This window comes from Microbacterium sp. MMO-10, assembly GCF_037148715.1.
Lineage (GTDB): Bacteria > Actinomycetota > Actinomycetes > Actinomycetales > Microbacteriaceae > Microbacterium.
This window is the reverse complement of sequence record NZ_JBBCSV010000002.1, coordinates 676438-702080: the sequence shown is the minus strand read 5'-3', so window position 1 is coordinate 702080 and position 25643 is coordinate 676438. Positions and strand designations below refer to the sequence as shown.

Annotated in this window: 22 protein-coding genes; 6 read left to right on the top strand and 16 right to left on the bottom strand. The window is 71.2% G+C overall.

Going from position 1 to position 25643, the window contains the following annotated elements; genetic code table 11:
- Positions 1 to 14: 14 nt before the first annotated feature.
- Together dxs and WFJ17_RS07655 are read right to left on the bottom strand one after the other, a co-directional pair.
- The gene (gene dxs, locus WFJ17_RS07660; protein WP_295033520.1) at positions 15 to 1997 is read right to left on the bottom strand and encodes a 1-deoxy-D-xylulose-5-phosphate synthase; all 1983 of its coding nucleotides are present in this window, start codon (positions 1995 to 1997) and stop codon (positions 15 to 17) included.
- A gap of 61 nt (positions 1998 to 2058) precedes the next feature.
- Positions 2059 to 3372: a citrate synthase gene (locus WFJ17_RS07655; protein WP_251439564.1), complete on the bottom strand. Its 1314-nt coding sequence runs from the start codon at positions 3370 to 3372 to the stop codon at positions 2059 to 2061.
- Between the two features lie 131 nt (positions 3373 to 3503).
- On the opposite strand from WFJ17_RS07655, the gene WFJ17_RS07650 reads away from it, so the two are divergent.
- A complete protein-coding gene (locus WFJ17_RS07650; RefSeq protein WP_336648090.1) occupies positions 3504 to 4673 on the top strand; it encodes a citrate synthase in 1170 nt (389 codons plus the stop codon).
- A gap of 155 nt (positions 4674 to 4828) precedes the next feature.
- Here WFJ17_RS07650 and WFJ17_RS07645 read toward each other — a convergent pair whose 3' ends face one another.
- The 5 genes from WFJ17_RS07645 to dut form a co-directional block, all read right to left on the bottom strand.
- Positions 4829 to 5434, bottom strand: a complete 606-nt coding sequence (locus WFJ17_RS07645) for a hypothetical protein (protein WP_336648089.1) — start codon at positions 5432 to 5434, stop codon at positions 4829 to 4831.
- 137 nt (positions 5435 to 5571) lie between these two features.
- Complete coding sequence (acnA, locus tag WFJ17_RS07640) at positions 5572 to 8394, bottom strand: aconitate hydratase AcnA (RefSeq protein ID WP_336648088.1); 2823 nt, start codon at positions 8392 to 8394, stop codon at positions 5572 to 5574.
- Between the two features lie 194 nt (positions 8395 to 8588).
- Positions 8589 to 9374: a DUF3159 domain-containing protein gene (locus WFJ17_RS07635; RefSeq protein WP_442927972.1), complete on the bottom strand. Its 786-nt coding sequence runs from the start codon at positions 9372 to 9374 to the stop codon at positions 8589 to 8591.
- Positions 9371 to 9979: a DUF3710 domain-containing protein gene (locus WFJ17_RS07630; RefSeq protein ID WP_251439558.1), complete on the bottom strand. Its 609-nt coding sequence runs from the start codon at positions 9977 to 9979 to the stop codon at positions 9371 to 9373. Before WFJ17_RS07630 ends, WFJ17_RS07635 begins: the two co-directional genes overlap by 4 nt.
- Positions 9976 to 10449, bottom strand: coding sequence for a dUTP diphosphatase (gene dut / locus WFJ17_RS07625; RefSeq protein ID WP_251439557.1), 474 nt, complete (start codon positions 10447 to 10449; stop codon positions 9976 to 9978). Before dut ends, WFJ17_RS07630 begins: the two co-directional genes overlap by 4 nt.
- 12 nt (positions 10450 to 10461) lie before the next feature.
- Between dut and WFJ17_RS07620 the strand changes: the two genes are divergently transcribed.
- The gene (locus WFJ17_RS07620; RefSeq protein WP_292880289.1) at positions 10462 to 10968 is read left to right on the top strand and encodes a DUF3093 domain-containing protein; all 507 of its coding nucleotides are present in this window, start codon (positions 10462 to 10464) and stop codon (positions 10966 to 10968) included.
- Positions 10969 to 11048: 80 nt separating this feature from the next.
- On the opposite strand, the gene WFJ17_RS07615 is transcribed toward WFJ17_RS07620, so the two are convergent.
- Positions 11049 to 11342 carry a DUF4193 domain-containing protein gene (locus WFJ17_RS07615; RefSeq protein WP_233310015.1) on the bottom strand — a complete coding sequence of 98 codons (294 nt, stop codon included), beginning with the start codon at positions 11340 to 11342 and terminating at the stop codon, positions 11049 to 11051.
- A gap of 193 nt (positions 11343 to 11535) precedes the next feature.
- On the opposite strand from WFJ17_RS07615, the gene sepH reads away from it, so the two are divergent.
- Positions 11536 to 12612, top strand: coding sequence for a septation protein SepH (gene sepH, locus WFJ17_RS07610; RefSeq protein ID WP_336648087.1), 1077 nt, complete (start codon positions 11536 to 11538; stop codon positions 12610 to 12612).
- A 63-nt stretch (positions 12613 to 12675) separates the two neighbouring features.
- Here the strand turns inward: sepH and WFJ17_RS07605 are convergent, their stop codons facing one another.
- A complete protein-coding gene (locus WFJ17_RS07605; RefSeq protein ID WP_336648086.1) occupies positions 12676 to 13803 on the bottom strand; it encodes an alkaline phosphatase family protein in 1128 nt (375 codons plus the stop codon).
- 80 nt (positions 13804 to 13883) lie between these two features.
- Here WFJ17_RS07605 and WFJ17_RS07600 point away from each other — a divergent pair, with 80 nt between their 5' ends.
- Positions 13884 to 16328, top strand: a complete 2445-nt coding sequence (locus WFJ17_RS07600; RefSeq protein ID WP_336648085.1) for a DNA gyrase/topoisomerase IV subunit A — start codon at positions 13884 to 13886, stop codon at positions 16326 to 16328.
- An 18-nt stretch (positions 16329 to 16346) separates the two neighbouring features.
- On the opposite strand, the gene WFJ17_RS07595 is transcribed toward WFJ17_RS07600, so the two are convergent.
- From WFJ17_RS07595 to WFJ17_RS07580, 4 genes are read right to left on the bottom strand one after another with little or no spacing between them, the layout of a single operon-like run.
- Positions 16347 to 17246, bottom strand: a complete 900-nt coding sequence (locus WFJ17_RS07595; RefSeq protein WP_295034113.1) for a 3-oxoacyl-ACP synthase III family protein — start codon at positions 17244 to 17246, stop codon at positions 16347 to 16349.
- Between the two features lie 19 nt (positions 17247 to 17265).
- Positions 17266 to 18588: a F390 synthetase-related protein gene (locus WFJ17_RS07590; protein WP_336648084.1), complete on the bottom strand. Its 1323-nt coding sequence runs from the start codon at positions 18586 to 18588 to the stop codon at positions 17266 to 17268.
- Entirely contained in the window at positions 18585 to 19385 is an 801-nt protein-coding gene (locus WFJ17_RS07585; RefSeq protein ID WP_336648083.1) for an MBL fold metallo-hydrolase, read from the bottom strand. Before WFJ17_RS07585 ends, WFJ17_RS07590 begins: the two co-directional genes overlap by 4 nt.
- Entirely contained in the window at positions 19382 to 20389 is a 1008-nt protein-coding gene (locus tag WFJ17_RS07580) for an NAD-dependent epimerase/dehydratase family protein (RefSeq protein ID WP_336648082.1), read from the bottom strand. The genes WFJ17_RS07585 and WFJ17_RS07580 overlap by 4 nt, the downstream gene beginning before the upstream one ends.
- 84 nt (positions 20390 to 20473) lie before the next feature.
- On the opposite strand from WFJ17_RS07580, the gene WFJ17_RS07575 reads away from it, so the two are divergent.
- Positions 20474 to 21703 carry a glycosyltransferase gene (locus tag WFJ17_RS07575; RefSeq protein WP_336648081.1) on the top strand — a complete coding sequence of 410 codons (1230 nt, stop codon included), beginning with the start codon at positions 20474 to 20476 and terminating at the stop codon, positions 21701 to 21703.
- Positions 21704 to 21706: 3 nt separating this feature from the next.
- On the opposite strand, the gene WFJ17_RS07570 is transcribed toward WFJ17_RS07575, so the two are convergent.
- The 3 genes from WFJ17_RS07570 to WFJ17_RS07560 are packed head-to-tail and all read right to left on the bottom strand — an operon-like array spanning position 21707 to position 25224.
- Complete coding sequence (locus tag WFJ17_RS07570; RefSeq protein WP_336648080.1) at positions 21707 to 22618, bottom strand: arginase family protein; 912 nt, start codon at positions 22616 to 22618, stop codon at positions 21707 to 21709.
- A 12-nt stretch (positions 22619 to 22630) separates the two neighbouring features.
- Positions 22631 to 23107 carry a GNAT family N-acetyltransferase gene (locus tag WFJ17_RS07565; protein ID WP_336648079.1) on the bottom strand — a complete coding sequence of 159 codons (477 nt, stop codon included), beginning with the start codon at positions 23105 to 23107 and terminating at the stop codon, positions 22631 to 22633.
- Positions 23107 to 25224, bottom strand: coding sequence for a DNA gyrase/topoisomerase IV subunit B (locus WFJ17_RS07560; protein WP_442927971.1), 2118 nt, complete (start codon positions 25222 to 25224; stop codon positions 23107 to 23109). Before WFJ17_RS07560 ends, WFJ17_RS07565 begins: the two co-directional genes overlap by 1 nt.
- 182 nt (positions 25225 to 25406) lie before the next feature.
- Between WFJ17_RS07560 and WFJ17_RS07555 the strand changes: the two genes are divergently transcribed.
- Entirely contained in the window at positions 25407 to 25622 is a 216-nt protein-coding gene (locus WFJ17_RS07555) for a DUF7455 domain-containing protein (RefSeq protein WP_251439536.1), read from the top strand.
- Positions 25623 to 25643 lie beyond the last annotated feature (21 nt).

Sequence of the window (25643 nt, the reverse complement as noted above, 5' to 3'; positions counted from 1 at the left end):
CGGGCCAAGGCGCGTCAGAGCCGCCGGCGCTCCTCGGCGTCCGTGTCGACGGTGCGGCCCGCGACGATGTCGACCGCGCCCGTGTGCAACGGCATCTCGCCCGTCGGGCGTGCGATCGGAACCCGCGTGCCGAGCACCTGCGCGACCACGTCCTGCGCGATCTTGCCGGCGGTGAGCCCCGCGTCCTCCAGGATCTGCTCCCGGCTCGCGTGGTCGATGTACTCGTCGGGCAGGCCGAGCTCGTCAACCGCCGTGTCGATGCCGGCCTCGCGCAGCACCTGACGCACGCGTGTGCCGACGCCGCCGACGCGGATGCCGTCCTCGAGCGTGATGACGAGGCGATGCCGGGCCGCGAGCTCGACGACCGATGGCTGCACGGGGATCGCCCAGCGCGGGTCGATCACGGTCGCGCCGATCCCCTGCGCCCTGAGCCGTTCCGCCACATCGAGGGCGAGCGTCGCGAACGGGCCGATCCCGACCAGCAGCACATCCTCGCTCTCGCCGCGCGACAGCACGTCCACACCGTCGTGCAGGCGCTCCAGAGCCGGGATCTCGGGCGTCACGGCCCCCTTCGGGAAGCGGATCACGGTGGGCGCGTCGTCCACCGCGACGGCCTCCTCCAGCTCTTCACGAAGCCGCTCACCGTCGCGCGGGGCGGCGATCCTGATCCCCGGCACGATCTGCAGCATCGACAGATCCCACAGCCCGTGATGACTGGGACCGTCGGGGCCCGTGACGCCGGCCCGGTCGAGCACGAACGTGACGCCCGCGCGGTGCAGGCCGACGTCCATGAGCACCTGATCGAACGCCCGCCCCATGAACGTGGCGTACAGGGCGACGACGGGGTGCAGTCCCCCGTATGCGAGCCCCGCCGCGGATGCGACCGCGTGCTGCTCGGCGATGCCCACGTCGTAGACCCGGTCCGGGAAGCGCTCGGCGAAGGGAGCGAGCCCGGTCGGGCGCAGCATGGCCGCCGTCATGGCGATGACGTTCGGCGTGCGCGCGCCGACGTCGACCAGCGACTCGGCGAACACATCGGTCCATCCCGTGCTCGTCGCGGCGAGGGGCGTGCCCGTCTTCGGATCGATCTTGTTCACGGCGTGGAACTGATCCGCTTCGTCATCGAGCGCCGGCTGATAGCCGCGCCCCTTCTCCGTGATCACGTGCACGATGACCGGCGCGCCGAAGTCCTTGGCGAGCTGCAGCGTCTCGAGGAGCGACGGGATGTCGTGCCCGTCCACCGGGCCCAGGTACTTGATGTCGAGGTTCGAGTACAGCTCCTCGTTGTTGGAGAAGCGCGAGAGGAAGCCGTGCGTACCGCCTCGCACGCCGCGGTAGAACGCCCGCCCGACCGGGCCGAACGCACGGAAGAACCGATCCGACTTCTGATGCAGGTCGCGGTACACGCCCGCCGTGCGCACGCGGTTCATGTACCGCGCCATTCCGCCGATCGTCGGCGCGTAGGAGCGGCCGTTGTCGTTCACGACGATGACGAGGTTGCGCTCGTTGTCATCGGAGATGTTGTTGAGCGCCTCCCACGTCATCCCCCCGGTGAGCGCCCCGTCGCCGACGACCGCGACGACGTGGCGGTCCTCGCGTCCCGTCGCGGTGAAGGCGCGGGAGATCCCGTCGGCCCAGCTCAGCGAGCTGGAGGCGTGCGAGGACTCGACCACGTCATGCGGGCTCTCCGATCGCTGCGGGTAGCCGGCCAGACCCCCGCGCGAGCGGAGCGCGGAGAAGTCCTGACGCCCGGTGAGGAGCTTGTGCACGTAAGACTGATGGCCGGTGTCGAAGATGATCGGGTCATCCGGCGAGGAGAACACCCGATGCAGGGCGATCGTCAGCTCGACGACTCCGAGGTTCGGTCCGAGGTGGCCGCCCGTGCGGGCCACGTTCTCGATCAGGAACGAACGGACCTCCGCGGCCAGCTGCACGAGCTGTTCGGGGGTGAGCCGATCGAGGTCGCGGGGACCGGAGATGCCGGGAAGGATCGCCACCGTATCTGCCTCCTGAAACGAAACGGGAACCGCGAGCCGGAGCCCGCAGCACCGACCAAGACTACCGAGCATTGCTCCCGGGGCGCTGGACATCCGCCGCATCCGGACCGACGTAGTGCCCGATCGGCCGCAACCGCAGCGGAGCCCGTCCGTACTCGTCCTGCGCATGCACGCACCAGCCGGCGGAGCGCGCGACGGCGAAGACGGTCTCCCCGGCGTCTGCGGGCATGTCCCAGGCCAGCGCCATCACGGCCAGCGCGAGATCGATGGTCGGGTGAAGGCCCGTCCTGGCATGCACGACGGCGGTGACCCGGTCCGCCAGATCCAGCGCCGCCCGGGCCCGCGGATCCGAGGTCTCCCGCATCCGTCGCAACAGCAGCCGCGCGCGAGGATCACCGTCCGGATACAGCAGCTGCCCGAAGCCGGGGATCCCCGCGCCGCCGAGACGCGTCGCGGTCGCGACCGCCGCCGCCGGATCCTCGCCGTCCTGCACCTGCCGCAGCAGCGCGTGGACGGCGGCGCTCACGGCGCCGTGCAGAGCGGAGTCGAGGGCGCCGAATCCGGCCGCCACGACCGCGTACGGGTGGGCGCGCGCCGACGCCGCCGCCCGCGCGGCGAGCGTCGATGCCGCCATGTCGTGGTCGACGAGCAGGACGAGTGCGGCGTCGAGCACCCGCAGCCGGTCGGGCGATGCCGAAAGTGCCGTGAGACGAGGCCAGAGCCGCGCCGCGACGTGCTCGTCCTCCGCACTGCGGTCCGGTGCCGGCCCCTCCTTCGCCTCCCGCTCCGTGCCGACCGTCGGAAGCGCGTCGACGAGCCCCGCGACGAGACGGGGCGCCACCCGCGCCACGGTCTCCGCGCGGAGGTCGTAGCGCTCGGGATCCTCCGCCGCAAGAGCCGCGACCGCGGCGAGCAGGCGGCTGAACGCCCCGGCGGCGACGGGCAGCGCGGCGACCACCCGGCGCGCCACTGCGCTGTCGGGCCGTTCCAGCGGCGGCGCGTCCTCCGCCGGCAGGTCGGTGCGGGCGAAGAGCCACCGCACGACGGCGTCGAACCTCGGCGGACCGCCCTCTCCCGCGACCAGCTCGTCGATCGGGATGCCGCGGATCCAGAGCTCGCCGTCCTCGATCAAGGCGATGTCGGTGTCGATGACCGCCAGCGGGCTCCCGTCGGCGCCGGCAGCGCGGGCCGCGCCGTGCGAGGGCGAGGTCACGCGGCGGCGAGCACGGGCGAAGCGCTCCACCTCGAGCGGGTCGAAGAGGGAGCCGTGCGCTCCGCGCTCCCGCGAGATCAGGCCGCGCGAGACGTACGCGTAGAGCGTCTCCGTCCGTACGCCGAGCCGCGCCGCGGTCTGCGCGGCCGTGAGTGCGTCCATCGTCAGCCCCTCTCATTGATCCGATCAACATTGACGATATCCGGATCCGCTATGCAGGGTGAGCGAGGAGCCGCATCGCGACTCCGAGGAGCACAGAGCCGCCATCCGCGACTCGCCAGAGAGGAGCCGACATGGCCATCACCATCGATCGCAACGACACGCAGCTCATCGACGTCCCGCGAGGACTCACCAACGTGGTCGTCGCAGAGACCGCGATCGGCGACGTCCGCGGCGAGGAGGGCTTCTTCCACTACCGCGGGGTCTCCGGGGTGGAACTGGCCGCCGAGGCCCGTTTCGAGGACGCCTGGAACCTGGTCGCGCTGGGCGGGCTGCCCCGGGACGGCGCGGAGTCCGCGGCCTTTCGCGCGCGCACGGCTTCCGCGCGCGCGATCCCCGAGAGTCTGCACGGATCACTGTCGTCGATCGCGACGTCGGCGCTGGACCCCATGGCCCAGCTGCGCACCGGACTCGCCCTGATCTCGTCCGCGGACGGCAGGCGGGCGCTCTACGACGAGACGGAGACCGAGCGGAGCGATGACGCGATCCGCCTCGCCGCGGTCGCGCCGGCCCTGATCGCCGCGCTGCACCGCTGGAGCACGGGTCAGGATCCGATCGAGCCCGACGGAGATCTCGACCCGGTCACCGACTATCTGCGCATGCTCACGGGCGTCACGCCCGACATCCGCCTCGCCACGGCCCTGGGAACCTATCTGACGGCGGCGATCGACCATGGCTTCAACGCGTCGACGTTCACGGCGCGGGTCATCGCGTCCACCGGCGCCGACCTCGCGTCGTGCGTCGGCGGCGCGCTCGGAGCGCTGTCCGGGCCGCTGCACGGGGGCGCTCCTGCGCGCACTCTGGACATGCTGGACGACATCGGCGCACCGGAGCGTGCGGACGCCTGGGTGCGCGAGCGCGTGCAGCACGGCGGCCGGATCATGGGGTTCGGACACGCCGTCTACCGCACGGAGGATCCCCGTTCCCGCCTGCTGCGCGGCGTCGCTCAGCGGCTGCGCGCCGACGGACTGGCGACGAACCGCGTGGACCTCGCCGTGACCGTGGAGCAGACCGTGCTGCGCGTCCTGGACGAGCTCAAGCCCGGGCGAGCCCTGCGCACGAACGTCGAGCTCTACGCCGCGGTCGTCATGGAGGCGTGCGGCATCCCCCGCGAGCTGTTCACCCCGACCTTCGCCTCGGCGCGGCTCATCGGATGGGGCGCGCATGCCTGCGAACAGGTGCAGGACGGCAAGATCCTGCGCCCCTCGTCCCGTTACGTCGGGGCGGCGTCACGACCTCGTTGATCGCCGAGCATTCCTGACGCGTGCAGGATCCCACGGCGCCTCCAGGATCGATTCCCCGACCAGCTCCTGCATGCGTCGCGATCTCCTGCACGCGTCGCGGGGCGAGGCGCACGCCGACACGCGGCGGCGCGCCTCGCGTCGCCGAAGGTCCTGGCTCAGTCGTCGGCCGGAGCACCGGAGTACGTCGTGCGGCCCCGGCATCGGAGGGCGAAGCCGAAGAAGAGTGGCGCCACGATGCGTCCCGCCATCACGATCACGATCAGCGGAAGGGACCCCAGGCCGACGGCCAGCGGGAGAAGGAGCATGCAGACGACTCCGGTCGCCGCCAACGCGGTCACCGTGGTCCTCCAGCGCCGGTGCGGGATCGCCCTCCGGATCCGCCTCACCGGGGCGAACCTCTGGCCCGCGAGGACCCAGCCGGCCCCAGCCAGGGGGATCCACCCGATCACGCCGAAGGACAGCGCGACTCCGCAGGCGAACAGCGATCCGGCCCACGCCAGCACGTACCGATCGATGGCGCCGGAAGTCAGATCCCGGTAGGCGAGCTCGCCGAAGGCCGCCAGCACGACTGCCGCCGACACGAGAACGGCCGCAGCGACGACCGACGCGAGAGCGAACTGGGCGGCTGCCGCTTCCCAGCCGCCGAACAGCACCACCGCGGCGGCAGCGAGAACCAGCAGAGGGCGGCCGACGCGCTTACGGACGGAGACGGGAGCCCCTTCGCCGACTGCCACCGTAAAGGGCGCCTCCTCGTGTTCCACCCACGGATGCTATCGCGCGGGCGGACGCCGACACGCGTCGCACGGCGTGAGGATGCCGACACCCGTCGGTGCGCGCGGAGCACACACGCGAACGGGGCCGGCTCCCGAAGGAACCGGCCCCGAATCGCGTGCGTGGATCAGACCAGCGAGCGCAGCACGTACTGCAGGATGCCGCCGTTGCGGTAGTAGTCGGCCTCACCGGGGGTGTCGATGCGCACGACCGCGTCGAACTCGACCGTCTGCTTGCCCTCGGGCGAGAACTCGCTCGGCTCGGCGGTGACGCGCACCGTCTTGGGAGTGGTGCCCTCGTTCAGCTCCTCGAGACCCGCGATCGAGACGATCTCGGTGCCGTCCAGGCCCAGGGACTCCCAGGACTCGCCGGCGGGGAACTGCAGCGGGACGACACCCATGCCGATGAGGTTCGAGCGGTGGATCCGCTCGAAGCTCTCCGTGATGACCGCCTTGACGCCGAGGAGGTTCGTGCCCTTCGCCGCCCAGTCGCGGGAGGATCCGGATCCGTACTCCTTGCCGCCGAAGATCACCAGCGGGGTGCCCTGTGCCTGGTAGTTGGTCGAGGCGTCGAAGATGTAGGACTGCGGGCCACCGGCCTGGGTGAAGTCGCGGGTGTAGCCGCCCTCGATCTGCTGCCCGTCGTTGACCGCCTTGACCAGCGCGTTCTTCAGCCGGATGTTGGCGAACGTGCCGCGGATCATGACCTCGTGGTTGCCACGGCGCGAGCCGTAGGAGTTGAAGTCCTTCTGCGCGACGCCGTGCTCGGTGAGGTACTGCGCGGCCGGGGTGCCGGCCTTGATGTTGCCGGCGGGCGAGATGTGGTCGGTCGTGACCGAGTCGCCGAGCGTCGCGAGCACGCGGGCGCCCGAGATGTCGGTGACCGGCGCCGGCTCCGCCTGCATCCCGTCGAAGTACGGCGCCTTGCGCACGTAGGTCGAGTCGGCGTCCCACTCGAAGACCGGGCCGGTCGGGGTGGGCAGGCTGGTCCAGCGCTCATCGCCGTCGAACACGGTCGCGTACTGCTTGATGAACTGGTCGCGAGAGATCGACGAGTCGATGATCTGCTGCACCTCGGCGGGGTCGGGCCAGACGTCCTTGAGGAACACCTCCTTGCCCTCGCCGTCGGTGCCGAGCGCCTGGGTGTCGAAGTCGAAGTTCATCGACCCGGCGAGGGCATAGGCGACGACCAGCGGCGGGCTGGCGAGGTAGTTCATCTTCACGTCGGGGCTGATCCGGCCCTCGAAGTTGCGGTTGCCGGAGAGCACCGCGGTGACCGCGAGGTCGTTCTCGTTGATCGCGGCGGAGACCTCCTCGATCAGCGGACCGGAGTTTCCGATGCAGATCGTGCAGCCGTAGCCGACGGTGTAGAAGCCGAGACCCTCGAGGTCCTTGTCGAGGCCCGACTTCTCGTAGTAATCGGTGACGACCTTGGATCCGGGGCCGAGCGTGGTCTTGACCCACGGCTTCTGCTTCAGTCCCTTGGCGAGGGCGTTCCGGGCGAGCAGGCCCGCGGCGATCATGACCGACGGGTTCGACGTGTTCGTGCAGGAGGTGATGGCCGCGAGGGTCACCGCGCCGTTGTCGAGGATGTACTTCTGCCCGTCGGGCGTCTTGACCTTGACCGGCTTGGACGCCTCGGTGGGCGCACCGGAGTTGAGCACGACCGGGATCTCGTTGGTCTCGATCTCCTCGCCGGGCACCGATCCCGGGTCGGAGGCGGGGAACGAGCCGGAGTCGGCGACGTCGATCGGACCGGTCGCGTAGTTCAGGATGTCCTTCTCGAACTGCGCCTTCGCCTCGGAGAGGAGGATGCGGTCCTGCGGACGCTTCGGGCCGGCGATCGAGGGCACGACGGTGGAGAGGTCGAGCTCGAGGTACTCGCTGAAACCGGGCTCGTTCGCGGCGTCGTGCCAGAGCGACTGCTGCTTCGCGTAGGCCTCGACGAGGGCCACGGCCTGCTCGTCGCGACCGGTCAGGCGCAGGTAGTCGAGCGTGACGTCGTCGATCGGGAAGATCGCGGCCGTGGAGCCGAACTCCGGCGACATGTTGCCGATCGTGGCGCGGTTGGCGAGCGGCACAGATGCGACCCCGGCGCCGTAGAACTCCACGAACTTGCCGACCACACCGTGCTGGCGCAGCATGTCGGTGATCGTGAGCACGACGTCGGTCGCGGTGACCCCGGCGGGGATCTCACCCGTGAGCTTGAAGCCCACGACGCGCGGGATGAGCATGGAGACGGGCTGGCCGAGCATGGCGGCCTCGGCCTCGATGCCGCCGACGCCCCAGCCCAGCACGCCCAGGCCGTTGACCATCGTGGTGTGCGAGTCGGTGCCGACGCAGGTGTCGGGGTAGGCGCGCAGGACGCCGTCGAGGGAGCGGTCGTAGATGACCTTGGCCAGGTGCTCGATGTTCACCTGGTGCACGATGCCGGTGCCCGGGGGGACGACCTTGAAGTCGTCGAACGCGGTCTGGCCCCAGCGCAGGAACTGGTAGCGCTCGCCGTTGCGCTCGTACTCGATCTCGACGTTGCGCTCGATCGCGTCGGGGCGGCCGAACAGATCGGCGATGACGGAGTGGTCGATGACCATCTCGGCGGGCGAGAGCGGGTTGATCTTGCTCGGGTCGCCGCCGAGGGCGGTGACGGCCTCGCGCATGGTCGCGAGGTCTACGATGCAGGGCACGCCGGTGAAGTCCTGCATGACGACGCGGGCCGGCGTGAACTGGATCTCGGTGTCGGGCTGGGCAGCCGGGTCCCAGGAACCGAGCGCCTCGATCTGAGCCTTGGTCACGTTCGCGCCGTCCTCGGTGCGAAGCAGGTTCTCCAGGAGGACCTTGAGGCTGAACGGGAGCTTCTCGTACCCGGGGACCGTGTCGATCCGGAAGATCTCGTAGTCGGTGCTGCCGACCGTCAGGGTGCTCTTGGCACCGAAGCTGTTCACCGTGGACACGGATCCGTCTCCTTCTGTTCGGATGGAAGCGACAGGCGACTCCATCTTGCTCGCCCGCTCCCCCGCGCGGCTAGCAAGGCGGGCCTTACCAGTCTGCGCTTCGGCGCGAGCGAGCGAAAGGTGTCGATTTATCTTGACGTCGAGATAAATCTAGCACGCGGAGACGGCGGATGAGTCCGTCATTCACACGGGTCTCAGGAGGCGGGATCCGACGGCTCCTCCACCGCTTCGGCGTCGCGTCCGGCCGGATACAGCGCGCGGACGACCAGCCAGGTGAGCGCCACCATCGGCGCGAAGAGCGGCAGGCCCATCACGAGCTTCAGCGTGCCGAGCGCCTGCACATTGCCGGAGAAGTAGAGCGGCAGCTGCACGGCCAGCCGCGCGAAGAAGAGCGCCGCCCAGGCGATCGTGAGCCAGGAGAACGCCCGGCGCTTGCGCGGCTCCTGCCGCCAGCCCCGCACATCGCCCATGAGGAAGCCCGCGGCGAGGCCGATGAGCGCCCAGCCGACGAGTGCGGAGACCAGCAGCACGGTGCCGTAGGCGGCGTTCGTGAAGAAGCCGGGGACGAAGTTGTCCTGGCCGCGGCCGGTCCAGAGCGCCAGTCCCGCCGCGACCGCGACCGCGACGAGGCCGCCGAGGGCCGACGCCGCCGGGGAACGCTGCAGCAGGCGGATGACGGAGAAGACGGCGGCCAGGCCCACGGAGACGACCAGGGAGAGCCAGAGCGGCTCGGGGCGCAGCGTGTAGATCACGAGGAATGCGGCGCTGGGCAGCACCGACTCCAGGACGCCGCGCCATCCGCCCATGGCGCGCCACACGACGTGTCCGGTACTGGCGCCGGAGGCGGGATCGATACCGAGCCGCTGCGCCGCACCGCCGAGTGCAGCGCCCAGGCTCTGCACCGCATCCGGAGCCGGCGGCGGCGCGTACTGCTCGGCTCCCGACTCGGCGGGCCGCTCCGGTCCGCCCGCCGTGCTCACGCCGTGCCGGGCGCCGCGGGCATCCGCAGCGGGATGAGGTCGCGCGGCGGCATGGGAGCCCCGCCGCGGACGACGACGATCGATCGGAACAGATCCTCGACGGCAGCGCCCGCGGTCTCATCCGAGGCGGCGGCCCCGCCGATCACGCCGCGCAGGAACCAGCGCGGCCCGTCGACGCCGACGAAGCGCGCGAGCCGGGTGACGGCCGTGTCGCCGGCGACGGCGGGGATCTCGGCCAGGAGCTCCGCACCCAGAGCACCGTCGCGCTCCGTCACGGTGCCGCCCTGCTGCGAGATCTGCTCCTGGATCTGCGCACGGGTCTCGTCCCAGAGGCCGCTCGATCGCGGAGCGGCGAACGGCTGCACCTGCAGCGTCGAGTCGGCGTAGTCCAGGCCCACGGCGACGATGCGCTGCGTCTGCTCCTCCACCTCGAGGCGCAGGTTCAGGCCCTCCCGGGGAAGGATCTTGATCGCGCCGAGATCGATGTACGGACGGACCGGATTGGCCTCGCTCTCGTCGAACGGGCCGTCGACCGCGCGGTCGTGCGCGGGCGCCGACACCGTGTCCTCGGTCGGCTCGAGGTCGGACGTGCTTTCGTCGCTCATGCGTTCTCCTCCGCGCCGACAGGGGCGGCGCTCTGGGTCTGGTAGCCGGTGGATCCGAATCCGTCCGCACCGCGCGCCGACTCGTCGAGGGTTCCGACCGGGATGAACCGGGCTCGGGTGACGGGCATGACGATCAGCTGCGCGATGCGATCACCGACCGCGACATCGTACGCCGCATCGCTGTCCGTATTCAGAAGACTGACCTTGATCTCGCCGCGATACCCCGCGTCGACCGTTCCCGGCGCGTTCACCACGGTGATCCCGTGCTTCGCGGCCAGTCCGCTGCGGGGCACCACGAATGCGGCGTATCCCTCGGGCAGCGCGATGCTGACGCCGGTGCCGATGAGCGCCCGCTGCCCCGGCTCGAGACGCACCGCCTCGGTCGAGACCAGGTCGGCCCCGGCGTCGCCCGGGTGCGCATAGACGGGAGGCTCGGGCGCGATAATGGGAACGTCCACGGTTTCGGTCACGGAAAGAGGCTAATGCAGAACGCACCGGGCGACGCCCGCCCCGCTTCCGCCGTCGTCCGCTATCGCGAGCGTCTCGCGCCGAGCCTCTGGCTGTTCCTCGCGGCAGCGCTGGGCGGTCCGATGATCACCCTGGTGTTCGTCCCCGCCGGATCCGTCATCGCCCTCGCGATCGGCGTGGTCGCCACGATCGCCATCATCGCGCTGATGATCGCCGGCTCGCCACGCGTCGAGGTGGATCGGCGCGTGCTGCGCGCGGGCCGTGCATGGATCGACGCCTCCTGGCTCGGCGCACCCGAGATCCGGACCGGCGAGGACGCCCGGCAGGCCCGTGGCCCGGCGCTCCCGGCCCGCGGCTGGCACCTCATCCGGGGCGGCATCGACGGCGTCGTGATCGTGCCCAACACCGATCCGGCCGACCCCGCGCCGAGCTGGACGATCTCGACGCGCACTCCGGATCGGCTGGCGGCCGCGATCGAGGCCGCCCGCGCCTCCGCGGCGACGGACGCGGCCGCGGTCTGAGCCTTCTGCTTCCGGTTCGGCCCGAGAACGCAGAACGCGCCCGGAACCAGGATGGTCCGGGCGCGAGCAGCGTCGAGGAATCAGGCCGCGCATTCCTTGCAGATGGGGCCTGCCTTGTCCTCGTGATCGAGCTGTGAGCGATGCTTCACGAGGAAACAGCTGACACAGGTGAACTCGTCCTCCTGCGGGGGCAGCACCACGACGTCGAGCTCGACGTCGGAGAGGTCCGCCCCGGGAAGGTCGAAGCCACCCGGGTTGTCCGAATCCTCGACATCGATCGATCCCGACAGCTTGTCGGGGACGCGCTCCTTGAGAGCCTCGATGGACTCGCTCTCGTCTTCGCTCTTGCGCGGGGCGTCGTAATCGGTTGCCATGGATCTCCACTTTCATCCTGCGAGTGGCGGGAGCCGGGGGTGTTCGGCGGCCCATAGTTTGCATGACGCGCGTGCAAATCGCAAATGCCACTCGATCCATCCCACCGGAACTCACGGCGCGCCCACGATATTCCCTGCGCCCGCCCCGGCCCATGACACCATGAATCGACACTCATCCTGAGGGGCTGAAGCCATGGAACACGTCACGATCGTCGGCGCAGAGGAGGACGTCCTCGTCCTCGCCACCGAGTCGGGGGAACGATTCGCCCTGCCCATCGACGAGGTGCTGCGCACCGAGCTGCGCCGGGCGAAGGCCGGACGCGAGGAGAAGCCCGCTCCGCTCGCCGCCAGCCCCCGGGAGATCCAGGCCCATGTCCGGGCGGGCATGTCCGCGGCCGAGGTGGCGGAGCTGCTCGGCGTCGGCCTCGAGGTCGTGCAGCGGTTCGAGGGCCCGGTGCTCGCCGAGCGCGAGCACATCGTCGGCCAGGCGCTCGCGGTCCCCGTGCTGATCGGGAGCGAGGTCGAACCCGACGCCCAGCCCACCTTCGGAGTCGCGATCAGGGCGAAGCTGGCCGAGCTGGCGGCGGCCGACGAGCGCTGGGCGAGCTGGAAGGACGACAGCGGCTGGATCGTCAAGCTCGAGTTCACCGCGAACGAGGTCGAGCACGACGCGCGCTGGAGCTTCGACCCGCGCCGCAGCGCCCTTGCACCGCTCAACGCCGATGCGACGCAGCTGTCCCGGCAGGGCTCGCTGCCGGAGGGACTGATCCCGCGCCTGCGCGCCCTGGACAAGGACCGCCCGTCGCCCTACAAGGACGAGACCCGGTTCGACTCCGGCGCCTTCGGCCCGCGCCTCGTGCCTGCGCCGGCCGCTCCGGCCGAGGCGTCCGAGACCACCGGCGACGAAGGATCGACGGACGCGCCCGAGCCGCGTTCCGCACGCCACCCCCAGTCGTCCTCGAACGCACAGGAGGCGGCCACGCGCAGCGCGTCGTTCGCCCCGTCCACTCCGTCCGACACCGCCGACCTGCTGGAGGCACTGCGCCGTCGACGCGGTCAGCGCGAGGCCCGTCCCGGTGTCGACGAGGAGAGCGACGACTCCCGTCCGCTCGCCCTCTTCGACGCCCTGGAGCCGGGCTATCAGCCGGAGCCCGCTCCGGAGGAGCCCGAGGCGCCGGTGTCGATCGACGGAGACTCCGGCTCGCGCCGCCGGCGCCGGGGCATGCCCTCCTGGGACGAGATCGTGTTCGGAGCCCGCAGCGAGGACTGACGGCTCGGCCGGATCTAGCCGAACTCCGTCGTCGCCGTGTCGTGCCGCCCTCGGTGAGATCGCTCAGCGGGCGAACGCACCGAGGCGGATGAGCGGCACCCGCAGCTCCGCCGCGCTCAGCGAACCGTGCTGGCCGATCATGCCCTGCGACCGCTGATCCGCGGCGGCGCCGTCGTACAACGCCCACAGGCCCCGCGCCGGGACCACGAGGTCGCCGATCCGCGACTGCGCCTCCGGGGTGGTTCCGGATCCGAACAGACCTCCCCGCACGGCCTGCGCGCGAGTGAGGACGTCGGCCGCCCCGTCCACTCCGGCGGCCCATCGCGCGGCGGCTTCGTCGGTCCGCGCGGGATCCTCCAGGTAGACGTGCAGCATGCGGGGCTCACCGGCGATCGCCGCGACGCCGTCCTGCAGGGGGCTGCGTCCGTCGATGACGAGGTGCCGGGACGCGGGGACGTCGACCATCCCGTGGTCGGCGGTCACGAGCAGACCGACGCCATCGGGGACCGTCCCGGGAATCGCCGCGTCGAGCTCCTCGAGCGCCGCGACCCACTCCCCCGACGCCATGCCGTGCTTGTGCCCGGCCTTGTCCGCCTCGGGAAGATAGCAGTAGACCAGCGCGCCCTCATGCTCCTCGGCGAGGTTCAGCGCCAGTGCCATGCGCTCCGACGCCGTTCGTGCCGCATGGAACTCGGCGCCGCGCAGAGTCGCCGCCGAGAATCCGCTGCGCGCGTACTCCGCAAGCCCGACGGCGAAGGAGGGGCGGCCGCCGGCCGCCGCGGTCTCGAAGACGGTCGGCGTGCGCTGCCACTCGCGGGGATCCGCCTTCGCCTTCTCCCAGCCCGAGAGCTGGTTCACGATCGTCCCGGTGCGCGGGTCACGCACTTCGTAGCCCACGAGACCGTGCCGGCCCGGATCCACCCCGGTGAGCAGGCTCGTGAGCGCCGCGGCGGTCGTCGAGGGGAAGACGCTGGAGAGCACGTCCTTCTTGGCCATCGCCGCGGTCAGACGCCGCGCATGGCCGGCATGCGCCCTCAGCGGGATCGCGCCGAGCCCGTCCATGACCACGAGGACGGCCGATCGCGCCGCCGGGAGGGCTCCCGCGCGGCCGTCGAGCGCGCCGAGCAGGTCGTGCGCCACCCCGGTGATGCTCCGGGGGGACGACGGGATCGCCGGTAGCATAAGGGTCATCCGAGTCAGTCTCGCACAGAGACCGGCGCGGTCCGGCGTCGAGAACCGCTCCGCCGCCTCCCGATTACCGCAGGAAGCCCATGCCCCGCACCACGCCGCCCGAGCCGATCGAAGAGCGCATCCAGGACATCGATCTGTCGAGCGAGATGCAGGGCTCCTTCCTGGAATACGCGTACTCGGTCATCTACTCCCGCGCCCTCCCGGACGCCCGGGACGGACTCAAGCCCGTGCAGCGGCGGATCCTCTTCCAGATGGCGGAGATGGGCCTGCGGCCCGACCGCGGGCACGTGAAGAGCGCGCGCGTCGTCGGCGACGTGATGGGCAAGCTGCATCCGCACGGCGACTCCGCGATCTACGACGCGCTCGTCCGTCTCGCGCAGCCGTTCTCGCTGCGCCTGCCGCTCGTCGACGGCCATGGCAACTTCGGCTCGCTCGACGACGGGCCTGCGGCGTCCCGGTACACCGAGGCACGTCTCGCGCCGTCCTCCCTCGCACTGACGGAGAGCCTGGACGAGGACGTCGTCGACTTCGTGCCCAACTACGACGGCCAGTTCCAGCAGCCGTCCGTGCTGCCGGCCGCGTTCCCCAACCTGCTCGTCAACGGAGCCAGCGGCATCGCCGTGGGAATGGCGACCAACATGGCGCCGCACAACCTCATCGAGGTCGTCGCTGCGGCCATCCATCTGCTCGAGCACCCCGAGGCGACGACCGAGGAGCTCATGGAGTTCGTCCCCGGCCCCGACTTCCCCTCGGGCGGGATCGTGATGGGCCTCGACGGCGTCCGCGACGCCTACGCGAACGGCCGCGGGGCGTTCAAGGTGCGCGGCAAGGTCTCGATCGAGCCCCTCGGCCCGCGCCGGACCGGCATCGTCGTCACGGAACTGCCCTACATGGTCGGCCCCGAGCGCGTGATCGAGAAGATCCGCGACGCGGTGCAGGCGAAGAAGCTCCAGGGCATCAGCGACGTCAACGACCTCACCGACCGCAACCACGGCATGCGGATCCAGATCGGCATCAAGACCGGTTTCGACCCGAACGCCGTGCTGGAGCAGCTGTACCGGCTGACTCCGCTCGAGGACTCGTTCAGCATCAACAACGTCGCCCTCGTCGACGGGCAGCCGCGCACCCTCGGGCTCAAGGAGCTCCTCAGCGTCTACGTGCGGCACCGCCTCGAGGTCGTCACGCGGCGCAGCCGCTTCCGCCTCGCCCGCCGCGAGGAGCGCCTGCACCTCGTGGAGGGTCTGCTCGTCGCGATCCTCGACATCGACGAGGTCATCCAGGTCATCCGCTCCTCGGACGATTCGGAACAGGCCCGCACCCGCCTGCAGAGCGTCTTCGACCTCAGCGAGCGCCAGGCCGAGTACATCCTCGAGCTGCGCCTGCGGCGCCTCACCAAGTTCTCCCGCATCGAGCTGGAGACCGAGCGCGACCAGCTGCTCGCCGAGATCGCCGCGCTGCAGGAGCTGCTCGGCAGCGAGGCGTTGCTGCGCGCCCAGGTCGCGACCGAACTCGACGCGGCCGCAGAGGCCTACGGAACCCCGCGGCGCACCCTACTCCTCAACGCGGCGCCCCCCAAGGCGCGCGCCGCCAAGGGACCGGTGGACACGCAGATCGCCGACGCGCCCACCGTCGTCGTGCTCTCGACCACCGGTCGTGCGGTGCGGGTCGACCTGGAGCCGGGCCAGGTGCTCTCCCCCGCCGCGCGGCGCAGCAAGCACGATGCGGTCCTCTCGACGCTCACGACGACCACGCGCACCGAGATCGGCGCGGTCACCTCCGCCGGACGCGTCCTGCGTTTCACCGCGATGGATCTCCCCTCGGTGCCGTCGGCGTCCGTCCACCTCGCGGCCGGCGTTCCGCTGCGCGACTACATCGGGCTGCTCGACAAGAGCGAGCGGATCCTCGCCCTCATCCGGTTCGACGACGACACTCCGCTCGCCGTCGGCACCAGGACGGGCGTCGTGAAGCGCGTCGTCCCGTCGACCCTCGCGGTGAAGCCGGAGCTGGAGATCATCGGCATGAAGCCCGGGGATGTCGTGGTCGGCGCGGGCTCGGCGCCCGACGACGCCGAACTCGTGTTCGTGACCAGCGACGCGCAGCTGCTGCACTTCGCCGCGTCGGGCGTGCGCCCCCAGGGCGCTCCGGCCGGCGGCATGGCCGGCATCAAGCTCGGCGCCAAGGCCGAGGTCATCGCGTTCTCCGTCCTGGACGCCGGCGACGACGCCATCGTCGTGACCGTCTCGGGAGCCGCAGGCATGATCGCCGGCACCGACGCCGGGCGCGCCAAGACATCGCGTTTCACCGAGTTCCCCGGGAAGGGCCGCGCCACCGGCGGCGTCCGCGCCCACGCGTTCCTGAAGGGCGAAGATCGGCTCACGCTGGCCTGGGTCGGCACGGAGCCGGCGCTCGCGGTCGGCCCCGACGGTTCGGCGCGCACGCTGCCGGACGTCGGAGCGAAGCGCGACGCCTCCGGCCAGCCGATCGACGGCGTGATCGGCTCGATCGGCGGGGTGCTCGGAGCCTGACCTCCGCCCCCTCGCCGTTCAGAGCCGCAGCGCGAGCGCGTTGGCGGTGAGGCCGGCGGCAGTGCCGCACAGGACGACGGTGTCGCCCGTGGCGATGCGGCCGGACTCGAGCGCCCGGGTCAGCATGAACGGCACGGACGCGGAGACCATGTTGCCGAACGCCTCGACCTCGTCGACACGGCGATCCGCCGGCACCCCGATCCGGTCGAGCATCGGCCCGAGCGCCGCCGAGGCCTGATGCGGGATCCACAGGGCGATGTCATCGTGGACGAGGCCCGCCCTGCGCAGGAAGCGGTCGAAGAAATCGGGCAGGACGCGCATCATCCCGAGCAGCGCACGCCGTCCATCCATGTCGAAGAGGTAATCGGCCGGATCGGCCGCCGCGTACTGCTGGGCGGGCGCGTGCGACAGGCCCCCGCGCAGCTCCGTGTCGTGCGCGTGTGCGGGCCAGGTCTGCTGCAGGCTCGACACCACCCCGCGATCGGGCGCCGTGGCACGGCGCAGCACGACCGCCACCGCGGCATCGCTGAACAGCTCGAAGCTCTCCTGCTGGTCGGGGTTGAGGAACCGCGAGGCGACGTCGCCGGCGACCACGAGCACCGTCCGATGGTCGCCGTCGTCGAGATACCGGGAGGCGATGTCCAGGGCCGTGACGAAGCTCGTGCAGGTCGAGTTCACATCGAAGGCGGCGGCATGGCCGGCCGAGGTGAGACGCTCCCAGACCAGTGCCGCGGTGCACGGGATCGGCTGCACCCCCGCGGCGGACGCCCCCAGCACGAGATCGACGTCATCGGTCGTCAGGCCGGCGTGCGCGATGGCGCGCCGCGCCGCCCCGACGAGCATGTCGAGGTGCGACACGTCATCCTCGATGCGATAGCGCACGCTCTCGCCGAACCGCACCGTCCGGCCCGGAAGCATGCTGCCCCACCCCGCGATCTCACAGCTCCGCATCGTCCTGCTCCCCCCTCCAGCGTCGCTCGACGCGACGCAGCTTCCGCCCCGGCTCCGGCGCGTAGGTCACGAAGCGCACCTGGGCCCGCTCCGCGCCGAGGCGGTCCGCCAAGGATCCCAGCTCCGCCGCGACGTGCGCCCGCGCGAGCGCGAGCGGCGTGTCCCCGGCCGCCTCGATGCCGACCTCCAGCTCCCGGCGCCCCGTCTGCACGATGCGGTACTCCGCCACCCCGTCCGCGTAGACCACGGCGCGGGACACGAGATCGGCGAACACCTCGACGACACCCCCGTCCCGCCCCGGCAGCCGCAGGGTGTCGCCCTCGCGCCCCTCGATCCGGGCGACCGCGGTCAGGGCGCTCCCGCACGGGCAGGGGACGTCGCGCTCCCGGAGCACATCGCCCAGACGGTAGCGCACGATGGGCTGCGCCCGGCGACGCAGATCCGTCACGACAGGCACGAACCGGCCGCCGCCCAGCGGCTCCCGCTCGATGAGCACGCCGTCCTCGTTGAGGTGCAGAACGCCCTCCTCGCAGGTGTGCGCGAGGAATCCCTCGGTGCATTGATAGAGCTGATGGATCCGCTCCTGTCCCAGCCCGGCCGCGATCCTGCGCTCATCGGAGACCTCGAGCACCTCGGCGACCGCGTAGACCTTCTCCGGGTGCACGGCGATCTCGCCCCTCTCCGCCGCGCGGGCGATCGCGAGCAGCACTGAGGGGGGTCCGACCAGGATCGTCGGCGCGTAGCGGTCGAGACGATCGAGGTTCTCCGTCATCTCCGCGAACACATCGAAGTAGGAGAAGGAGACGGCGCGGGATCCCACCGCTTCGTACAGCGTGTTGTCGGCACGCAGGAACAGCGCGATGCGGTGTCCGAGGATCCGTCCGCGCGGCAGCGTGCGCGCGAGCATCGTCCCGGCCCAGGCCTCTCGTTCCGCGCGGCTCACGAGGAAGAGGCCGCGGTGCCCGCTCGTGCCGCTGGACAGTCCGATCGAGCAGCCCCGGACGTCGGCGGCGAAGTCGCGCGAGCGCTCGTTCGCGAGCGCGGTCCGCAACGCGTCCTCGCGATGGACCCCGACCGTGTTCAGCTCGTCGAAGCGCTCCATCATGATGCCCTTGTCCATGAGCGGGAGCGCCGCGAGACCCGCGGATCGCTCAGCGAGCAGGGGTCGGAAGTAGGCGGATCTGCGACGGAGGAAACGGAGATGGCGACGCAGCAGGCGCCGCTGCCGACGCTCCACCGCGGCGCGCCTGCGCAACGGCCGGAACCAGCGCGTGGCGGCGAACTCCGCGACGATCCGCAGCCTGCTCATCTCGGGAGCAGCTCTCGGTCGCCGATCGGATCGTGACTGCAGACCACTCGGATCCCGGCGTGCGAGAGCGCCACCAGCCTGCCCGCTGTGTCGCCGTAGGCGTCGCCGTCGTGCTGGAGCGCCCGCGGCAGGAAACGCATCCGCGACTCCTCGGCGAGCAGATCGGAGCCCCAGGCGGCATCTCCGGCGAGCAGCACGCGGTCATCGACGAGCACGCCGATGTGCCCGTTCGCGTGCCCGGGCAGATCCACGATCCGCACGCCCGCCCCGGGGAACGGATCCGCGACGCTCAGGCCCACGCCCGCGACCTCCGTCGGGGCGAAATCGCTCCGCGCCAGGACGAGCGGATCCGGCCCGGGGAACCAGGCCGGCAGCAGACCGGGCAGGATCGCGTCGCGCAGGCGCGCCCGCCGCAGCGTCTCGAGCTGTCCGGCGGTCGTCACGATGCGCGCCGCCGGGAAGAGCCCGACACCCCCGATGTGGTCCGGGTGGAGGTGGCTCAGCACGAGATGGGTGACGCTCTCGGGAGCGACGCCGTCGTCCGCGAGCTGACGCGCGACGTCCTCTTCGGCGGCCATGCTCGGCGGCAGGATGCGCCGGTAGACGGCGCCGCGCCACCCCGTGTCCCAGGGCTCGGGAGCGTATCCGGTGTCGACGAGGATCCGGCGCCCGTCTCCCGGCTCGTAGAGGAACACCCCGGACGGGAACTCTCGCACCGCGCGTCCGGCGCCGCGGAAGAGGACGCCGATGTCGTGCACCGTGCTCCCGCAGGAATAGTGCCTCAGCCGGCGCGTCATGCCGCACGCTCCGCCCGTGCACGCAGGTCGGCCACGGCGCGGTCGAGCGCCTCGTCCAGTGACACGACCGGCGCGTAGCCCAGCTCGGAGCGGGCCCGGGAGATGTCGAGCGTCTGCGCATAGGCGATCGTCGAGAGCGTGTACCGGGTCAGCGGCGGCTCCGGTCTCCCCGGAAGCGCCCGGCAGATCCCCTCGAGCGACGCCGCGAGCGTCCAGGCACCGCGCCGTGACAGCCGTCGGAACCGGGGCGTCTCGCCGAGCCGTGACAGCAGCCCCTCGAGCAGCTCGCGGAACGGCCGGGGGTCGCCGTTGCTGATGTTGTAGACGCCGCCGGCCGGATCGCCCGCGCGCAGCGCGAGGCGGAGGGCGCTCGCCGCGTTCTCCACCGCGGTGACGTCGATGAGGTTGCGCCCGTCGTCGAAGAGCGGCACGCCGATGCGACGGTGCACGGCGATGAGCCGTGGGACGAGGCTCGGATCCCCCGCGCCGATCAGTCCGCGCGGACGCACGATCACGAGCTCGTGGATCCGTCCCGCCCGCTGCGCCTCGCGCAGCAGCTCCTCGGCGGCGAGCTTGGAACGGATGTAGTCGTTCAGGCGGTTACCGGGGTCGACGTCGTCCTCCCGGATGCCGATCCGATCACGCGCCGCGGCGTAGACGCTCGGCGACGACACGAACACGAACCGGCGCGCTCCGCTCTTCTCGGCGAACGACACGGCCGCGGCGGTGCCTTCGACGTTGGCTGCCGCGAAGTCGCTCCGACGCCCCCAGGGCGAGGACAGCGCGGCGCAGTGCACGATCGCGTCGACCGGGCGCACCGCACCGGGAAGCCCGGCCAGGGACGAGACCAGCGTCTCCTCCGGCGCGGCCACCCGCGCGAGCGCCTGCGCATCGCGTCCCGAGGCCAGGACCGGGATGCCGTGGGCCCTGAGTTCGCGCACGACGTACCCGCCGAGGAATCCCCCGGCTCCGGTCACGAGGACGGGCCGGGCGGACGCAGACATGCCCCGATGCTAAGGCACGATCGCCCGGCCCTGGGGAGCTCCGGCGCCCGCGGGGCGGCGTCGGGCCGCGCCTAGAGTGGGACGGTGCGCATCGCGATGGTCACCGACTATTACCTGCCGACGCTCGGCGGCGTGCAGACCGCGATCAAGGCTCACCGCGAAGAACTCATGGACGCAGGGCACGAGGTCACCGTTTTCGCACCGCTCGCGGAGCCCTCCCCCGATCCGACCGTGGTCCGGCTGCCGACCGCGCGCGGATTCGCACCCGACGGCTACCCGTTCACGTGGCCGCTGCGAGACGCCGCCCGCCAGCTCGAACGCGCTCTCGCGGGCTTCGACGTCGTGCACGTGCACACCGAGATGTTCGCCGCCCTCGCCGCGTATCGTGCCGCGCGAGCGCTGCGGATCCCGCTCGTCCAGACCATGCACGGGCGCATCGACGTCTACACGCGCGCGGTGCTCCCGCTGCCGGCGATCACGACGGCCCTGCTCGCCGGGCTGCATCGGCGCGGGCTCGGTGCCGGCCCCGGTTCGCGAGCGGTCCGCCTCGACACGAGCGCCCCCTACGCCCGCAGTCGCACGGCACGGCGCATGTGGCGGCTCATGGTGAGCCAGGCTCAGCGCGCAGACCGGGTGATCGTGCCGTCGACGCACTTCGCTGCGAAGCTCGTCGCGCAGGGGGTGCGGACCCCCGTGGACGTGCTCTCGAACGGGCTCGAGGGCACCGTGCTCGCGGCGCTCGGGACGCCCGCCGAACGCCGGCCGGAACCCGGGGCTCCGCTGCGGGCGCTGTGGTGCGGCCGGCTGTCGCCCGAGAAGCGCCCCGAGGTCTTCCTCGACGCCGTGTCCCGCACCCCGGGGGTCGAGGCCGTGATGCTGGGCGACGGGATCTCGCGCCGGGCGGTCGCCCGCGAGGCTGCCCGGATGGGGCCGGGACGCGTGGACGTGCGCGGCTCCGTGTCCCAGGCCGACGTGCTCTCCGCGATGCGCGCGGCGCACGTGTTCGTGTCCAGCTCCTTCGACTTCGACAATCAGCCGATGGTGCTCCTCGAGGCGGTCGCCGCCGGCCTGCCGGTGATCGTCGCGGATCCCGACCTGTCCGAGGCTCTGCCGTCCGACGGTCATCTGGTCGCACCACGACCGGATGCCGCGGGACTCGCCGAGGCGCTCGCCGCGCTGCGCGACGATCCCGCCCGGGTCGCAGGCATGAGCGCGGCCGCCATCGTGCACCGGCCTCACGTCACACAGAGCGCCCACCGCGAAGGGCTGATGCGCGTCTATCGCGCCGCCGTGTCCGCGCGTTCCTCGCGCTGAGCATCAGTCCTCGCGGAGAGCCGTCCCGAGCTCGGCGAGACCTTCGGCGATCGCGTCGACGAGGGTCGAGGCATGGACGCCGTCCGGATCCAGATCCGGATCGAACACCGTCACCGAGGCACCCCACGCGTGCGGCGCGAGGGCGCGCAGCAGGGCGGTCAGCTCATCGGGGGCGAGGCCGCCGGGATCGGGGCTGTCCACGGCGGGCATGTGGACGGGGTCGAGCACGTCGACGTCGACCTGGACCCAGTAGTCGCGCCCCAGCCCTTCGATCGCTCGCACGCGGGACGCGGCCCGCGCCGCTCCGTGCAGGATCACCTCATCGGCGGGGACGACGAGAGCGATCGCGTCGCGCACCTCCTCGGCGAAGGCGTCCTCGTAGCGGTGCCCGATGTGCGCCACGCGGCCGGCGTCGAAGTACGGCCCGAGCCCGTCGATCCCGGCGAGCTCGGGCGCATGACGGCCGACCGCGATCGCCAGGTCCTCGCCCGCGACGCTGCCGACGGCGGCGCTGTTGCCCGGATGACGGAAGTCGGTGTGCCCGTCGATGTGCACCAGTCCCCCGCCGCCGCTCACCCGCGACGCCAGTCCTGCGGCGATCACGAGGCTGCAGTCTCCGCCGAGCACGAGAGGGGCCTCACCCGACTCCCGGATCTCGAACAGCCGATGGGCGAGTCGCCGCGCGTGATCGACGATCGCCGCCTGGTTGCGCACCGTTCCCTTCGGGCGCCGTCCGTCATCGTCCACATAGCGTCCGGGCAGCACGACGCCGGCGTCGACCGCGCCCCCGGCATGGAGCCGACGATGCAGGCCGGCCTCCCGCAGGGCTTCCGGGGCCTTGGCCGTGCCGGGCACGCCGCCGCGCACGGGCGGACGCAGTCCGAGATTCGTGGGGGCGGAGACGAGCGCGATCATCGTCTCAGTCTGTCAAGGCGCCGGGACGGACTCGGCAGCCGCGCGCGGGTCGCGGCGCATCCAGATGTCCACGCCGTCGTTCTCCTCGACGACGAAGCCGTGCCGCTCGTACAGGCGCAGGGCCGCGGAGCCGACGAGCACCTGGAGCCGCAGCGGCCGATCGACGGGCGCGTCCTTCAGCACGGCGCGAAGGAGGGAGGATCCGATGCCCCGTCCCTGGTGCCGTTCGTCCAGATAGAACATCTCCAGCCACAGCGCATCGCGGTCGGGACGCAGGGTGATCGTGCCCGCGGTCTCGCCGTCGACGAGGATCATCCACGTGTGCGCCGGGGAGAAGTGCTCCACGACACGGGCGCGCGAGCGCGCCGGATCCCAGCCGACCAGCGGTTCGAGATCCCCGCGCAGCACGCGCTCCTTGAGCGCCGCGACCGTATCGACGTCCCCCGGGCGCGCAGGGCGCAGTGACACGCCCGGTGCGAGCGCGATCATCAGGCGTCGATCGCCTCGCGGGCCAAGCGGTCGGAGGAGTCGATGATGAACTCGCGCCGCGGAGCGACCTCGTTGCCCATCAGGAGCTCGAACACCCGGCCGGCGGCTTCGGCATCCTCCATGCGCACACGGCGCAGCAGCCGTCCGGAGCGGTCCATCGTCGTGGAGGCGAGCTGTTCCGCATCCATCTCGCCGAGACCCTTGTATCGCTGGATCGGCTCGTGCCAGCGCTTGTTCTGCTTGCGCAGCTTCGCGAGCAGCGTGTGCAGCTCGCCCTCGCTGTACGTGTAGATGGTCTCGTTGGGCTTGGATCCGGGGTTCATCACGATCACCCGATGCAGCGGCGGCACCGCGGCGAACACGCGTCCGTCCTCGATGAGCGGTCGCATGTACCGGTAGAAGAGCGTGAGCAGCAGCGTGCGGATGTGCGCGCCGTCGACATCCGCGTCGCTCATCAGGATGATCTTCCCGTAGCGGGCGGTGCTGAGGTCGAAGGAGCGCCCGGAGCCGGCGCCGATCACCTGGATGATCGAGGCGCATTCGACATTGGACAGCATGTCGCTGACCGAGGCCTTCTGCACGTTCAGGATCTTGCCGCGGATGGGCAGCAGAGCCTGGTACTCGCTCGTGCGGGCGTGCTTGGCGGTGCCGAGCGCGGAATCGCCCTCGACGATGAAGAGCTCGGTCTGCGCCACATCGGTCGAGCGGCAGTCCACGAGCTTCGCGGGCAGAGAAGAGGACTCGAGCGCGTTCTTGCGGCGCTGCGTCTCCTTGTGGGCGCGCGCCGAGACGCGCGCCTTCATCTCGGCGACGATCTTGTCGAGCAGCTGAGCCGCCTGGCTCTTGTCGTCGCGCTTGGGCGAGCTGAACCGCTCACCCAGGTCCTTGCGGAGCACCTGGGCCACGATCTGCCGCACCGCGGGAGTCCCGAGCACCTCCTTGGTCTGCCCCTCGAACTGCGGTTCGGGGACGTTGACCGTGAGCACGGCGGTGAGGCCGGCGAGCACGTCGTCCTTCTCCAGCTTGTCGTTGCCGACCTTGAGCCGTCGCGCGTTCTGCTCGACCTGGGCGCGGAGCACCTTGAGGAGCTCCTGCTCGAAGCCCTGCTGATGGGTGCCGCCCTTGGGGGTCGCGATGATGTTGACGAAGGATCGGGTGGTGGTCTCGTAGCCCGTGCCCCAGCGCAGGGCGATGTCGACGGCGCAGACCCGCTCCACCTCGGTCGCCACCATGTGCCCGTCCGGCTGCAGCACGGGGACGGTCTCCTTGAAGGTCCCCTCCCCCTGCACCCGCCAGGTGTCGGTCACGGGCGCATCGGTCGCGAGGTACTCCACGAACTCCGAGATGCCGCCCTCGTAGTGGTACGAGGTCTCGTTGCCGACGGCGGCGGCCGACGCGTCGGACTCTGCGTCCGAGCCCGCCGGCACGCGCTCGTCGTGGACGACGAGCTCCAGTCCTGGCACGAGGAAGGCGGTCTGCCTGGCGCGGTTCTCGAGGTCGGCGAGCTGGAAGGCCGCGTCCTTCGTGAAGATCTGCCGGTCCGCCCAGTAGCGGATCCGGGTGCCGGTGGCGCCCTTGGCCGCCTTCCCGATCACGCGCAGCTCGCTCTTGTCCTGGAACGGCGCGAACGGCGCATCGGGACGCTTCTCGCCGTCGTCGGTGAACAGACCGGGCTCGCCGCGACGGAACGACATCGCGTAGACCTTGCCGCCGCGGTCCACCTCGACGTCGAGGCGCTCGGAGAGAGCGTTCACGACCGAGGCGCCCACGCCGTGCAGCCCGCCCGAGGCGGCGTACGAGCCGCCGCCGAACTTGCCGCCGGCGTGCAGCTTGGTGAAGACGACCTCCACGCCCGTGAGTCCCGTGCGGGGTTCCACATCCACGGGGATTCCCCGTCCGCGATCGTGCACCTCGACGCTCCCGTCGGGGTGCAGGATGATGTCGATCTTGGATCCGTTGCCGGCGACGGCCTCGTCCACGGCGTTGTCGATGATCTCCCAGAGGCAGTGCATGAGGCCCGGCGAGCCGTTCGAGCCGATGTACATGCCGGGTCGCTTGCGGACCGCTTCGAGCCCTTCGAGGATCTGGAGATGATGGGCGGAGTACTCGGCTGTCACAATCCTCAATCGTATCGAGGCCCGCAGACGTACGGCGGTCGACACTCCTACCGCGATCCGGACCCGCAGGGGCTTCGTACGCGCTGAGCGAAACACGCCGTCTCGCGGGCATGACTCCCAGGTGTGCGTGGTTGTATTGAGCACACCTCACAGCGGACCCGATACACCAAGGAGGCATCGAGATGAACGCGACGACCGAACGGGATGCCACCGTCATCCCCCGCCTCACGGCGATGGACCGATGCGACGCCTGCGGAGCCCAGGCCTACATCGCCGCCGTGGTCAACGGGCACGAGCTGCTCTACTGCGCCCACCACGGACGCAAGTACGAAGAGAAGCTGCGGGCCGTGGCCACGAGCTGGCACGACGAGACGTCGCGCCTCAGCGAAGCGTCCTGAGAGCCCGAGGTCCGCGGCCAC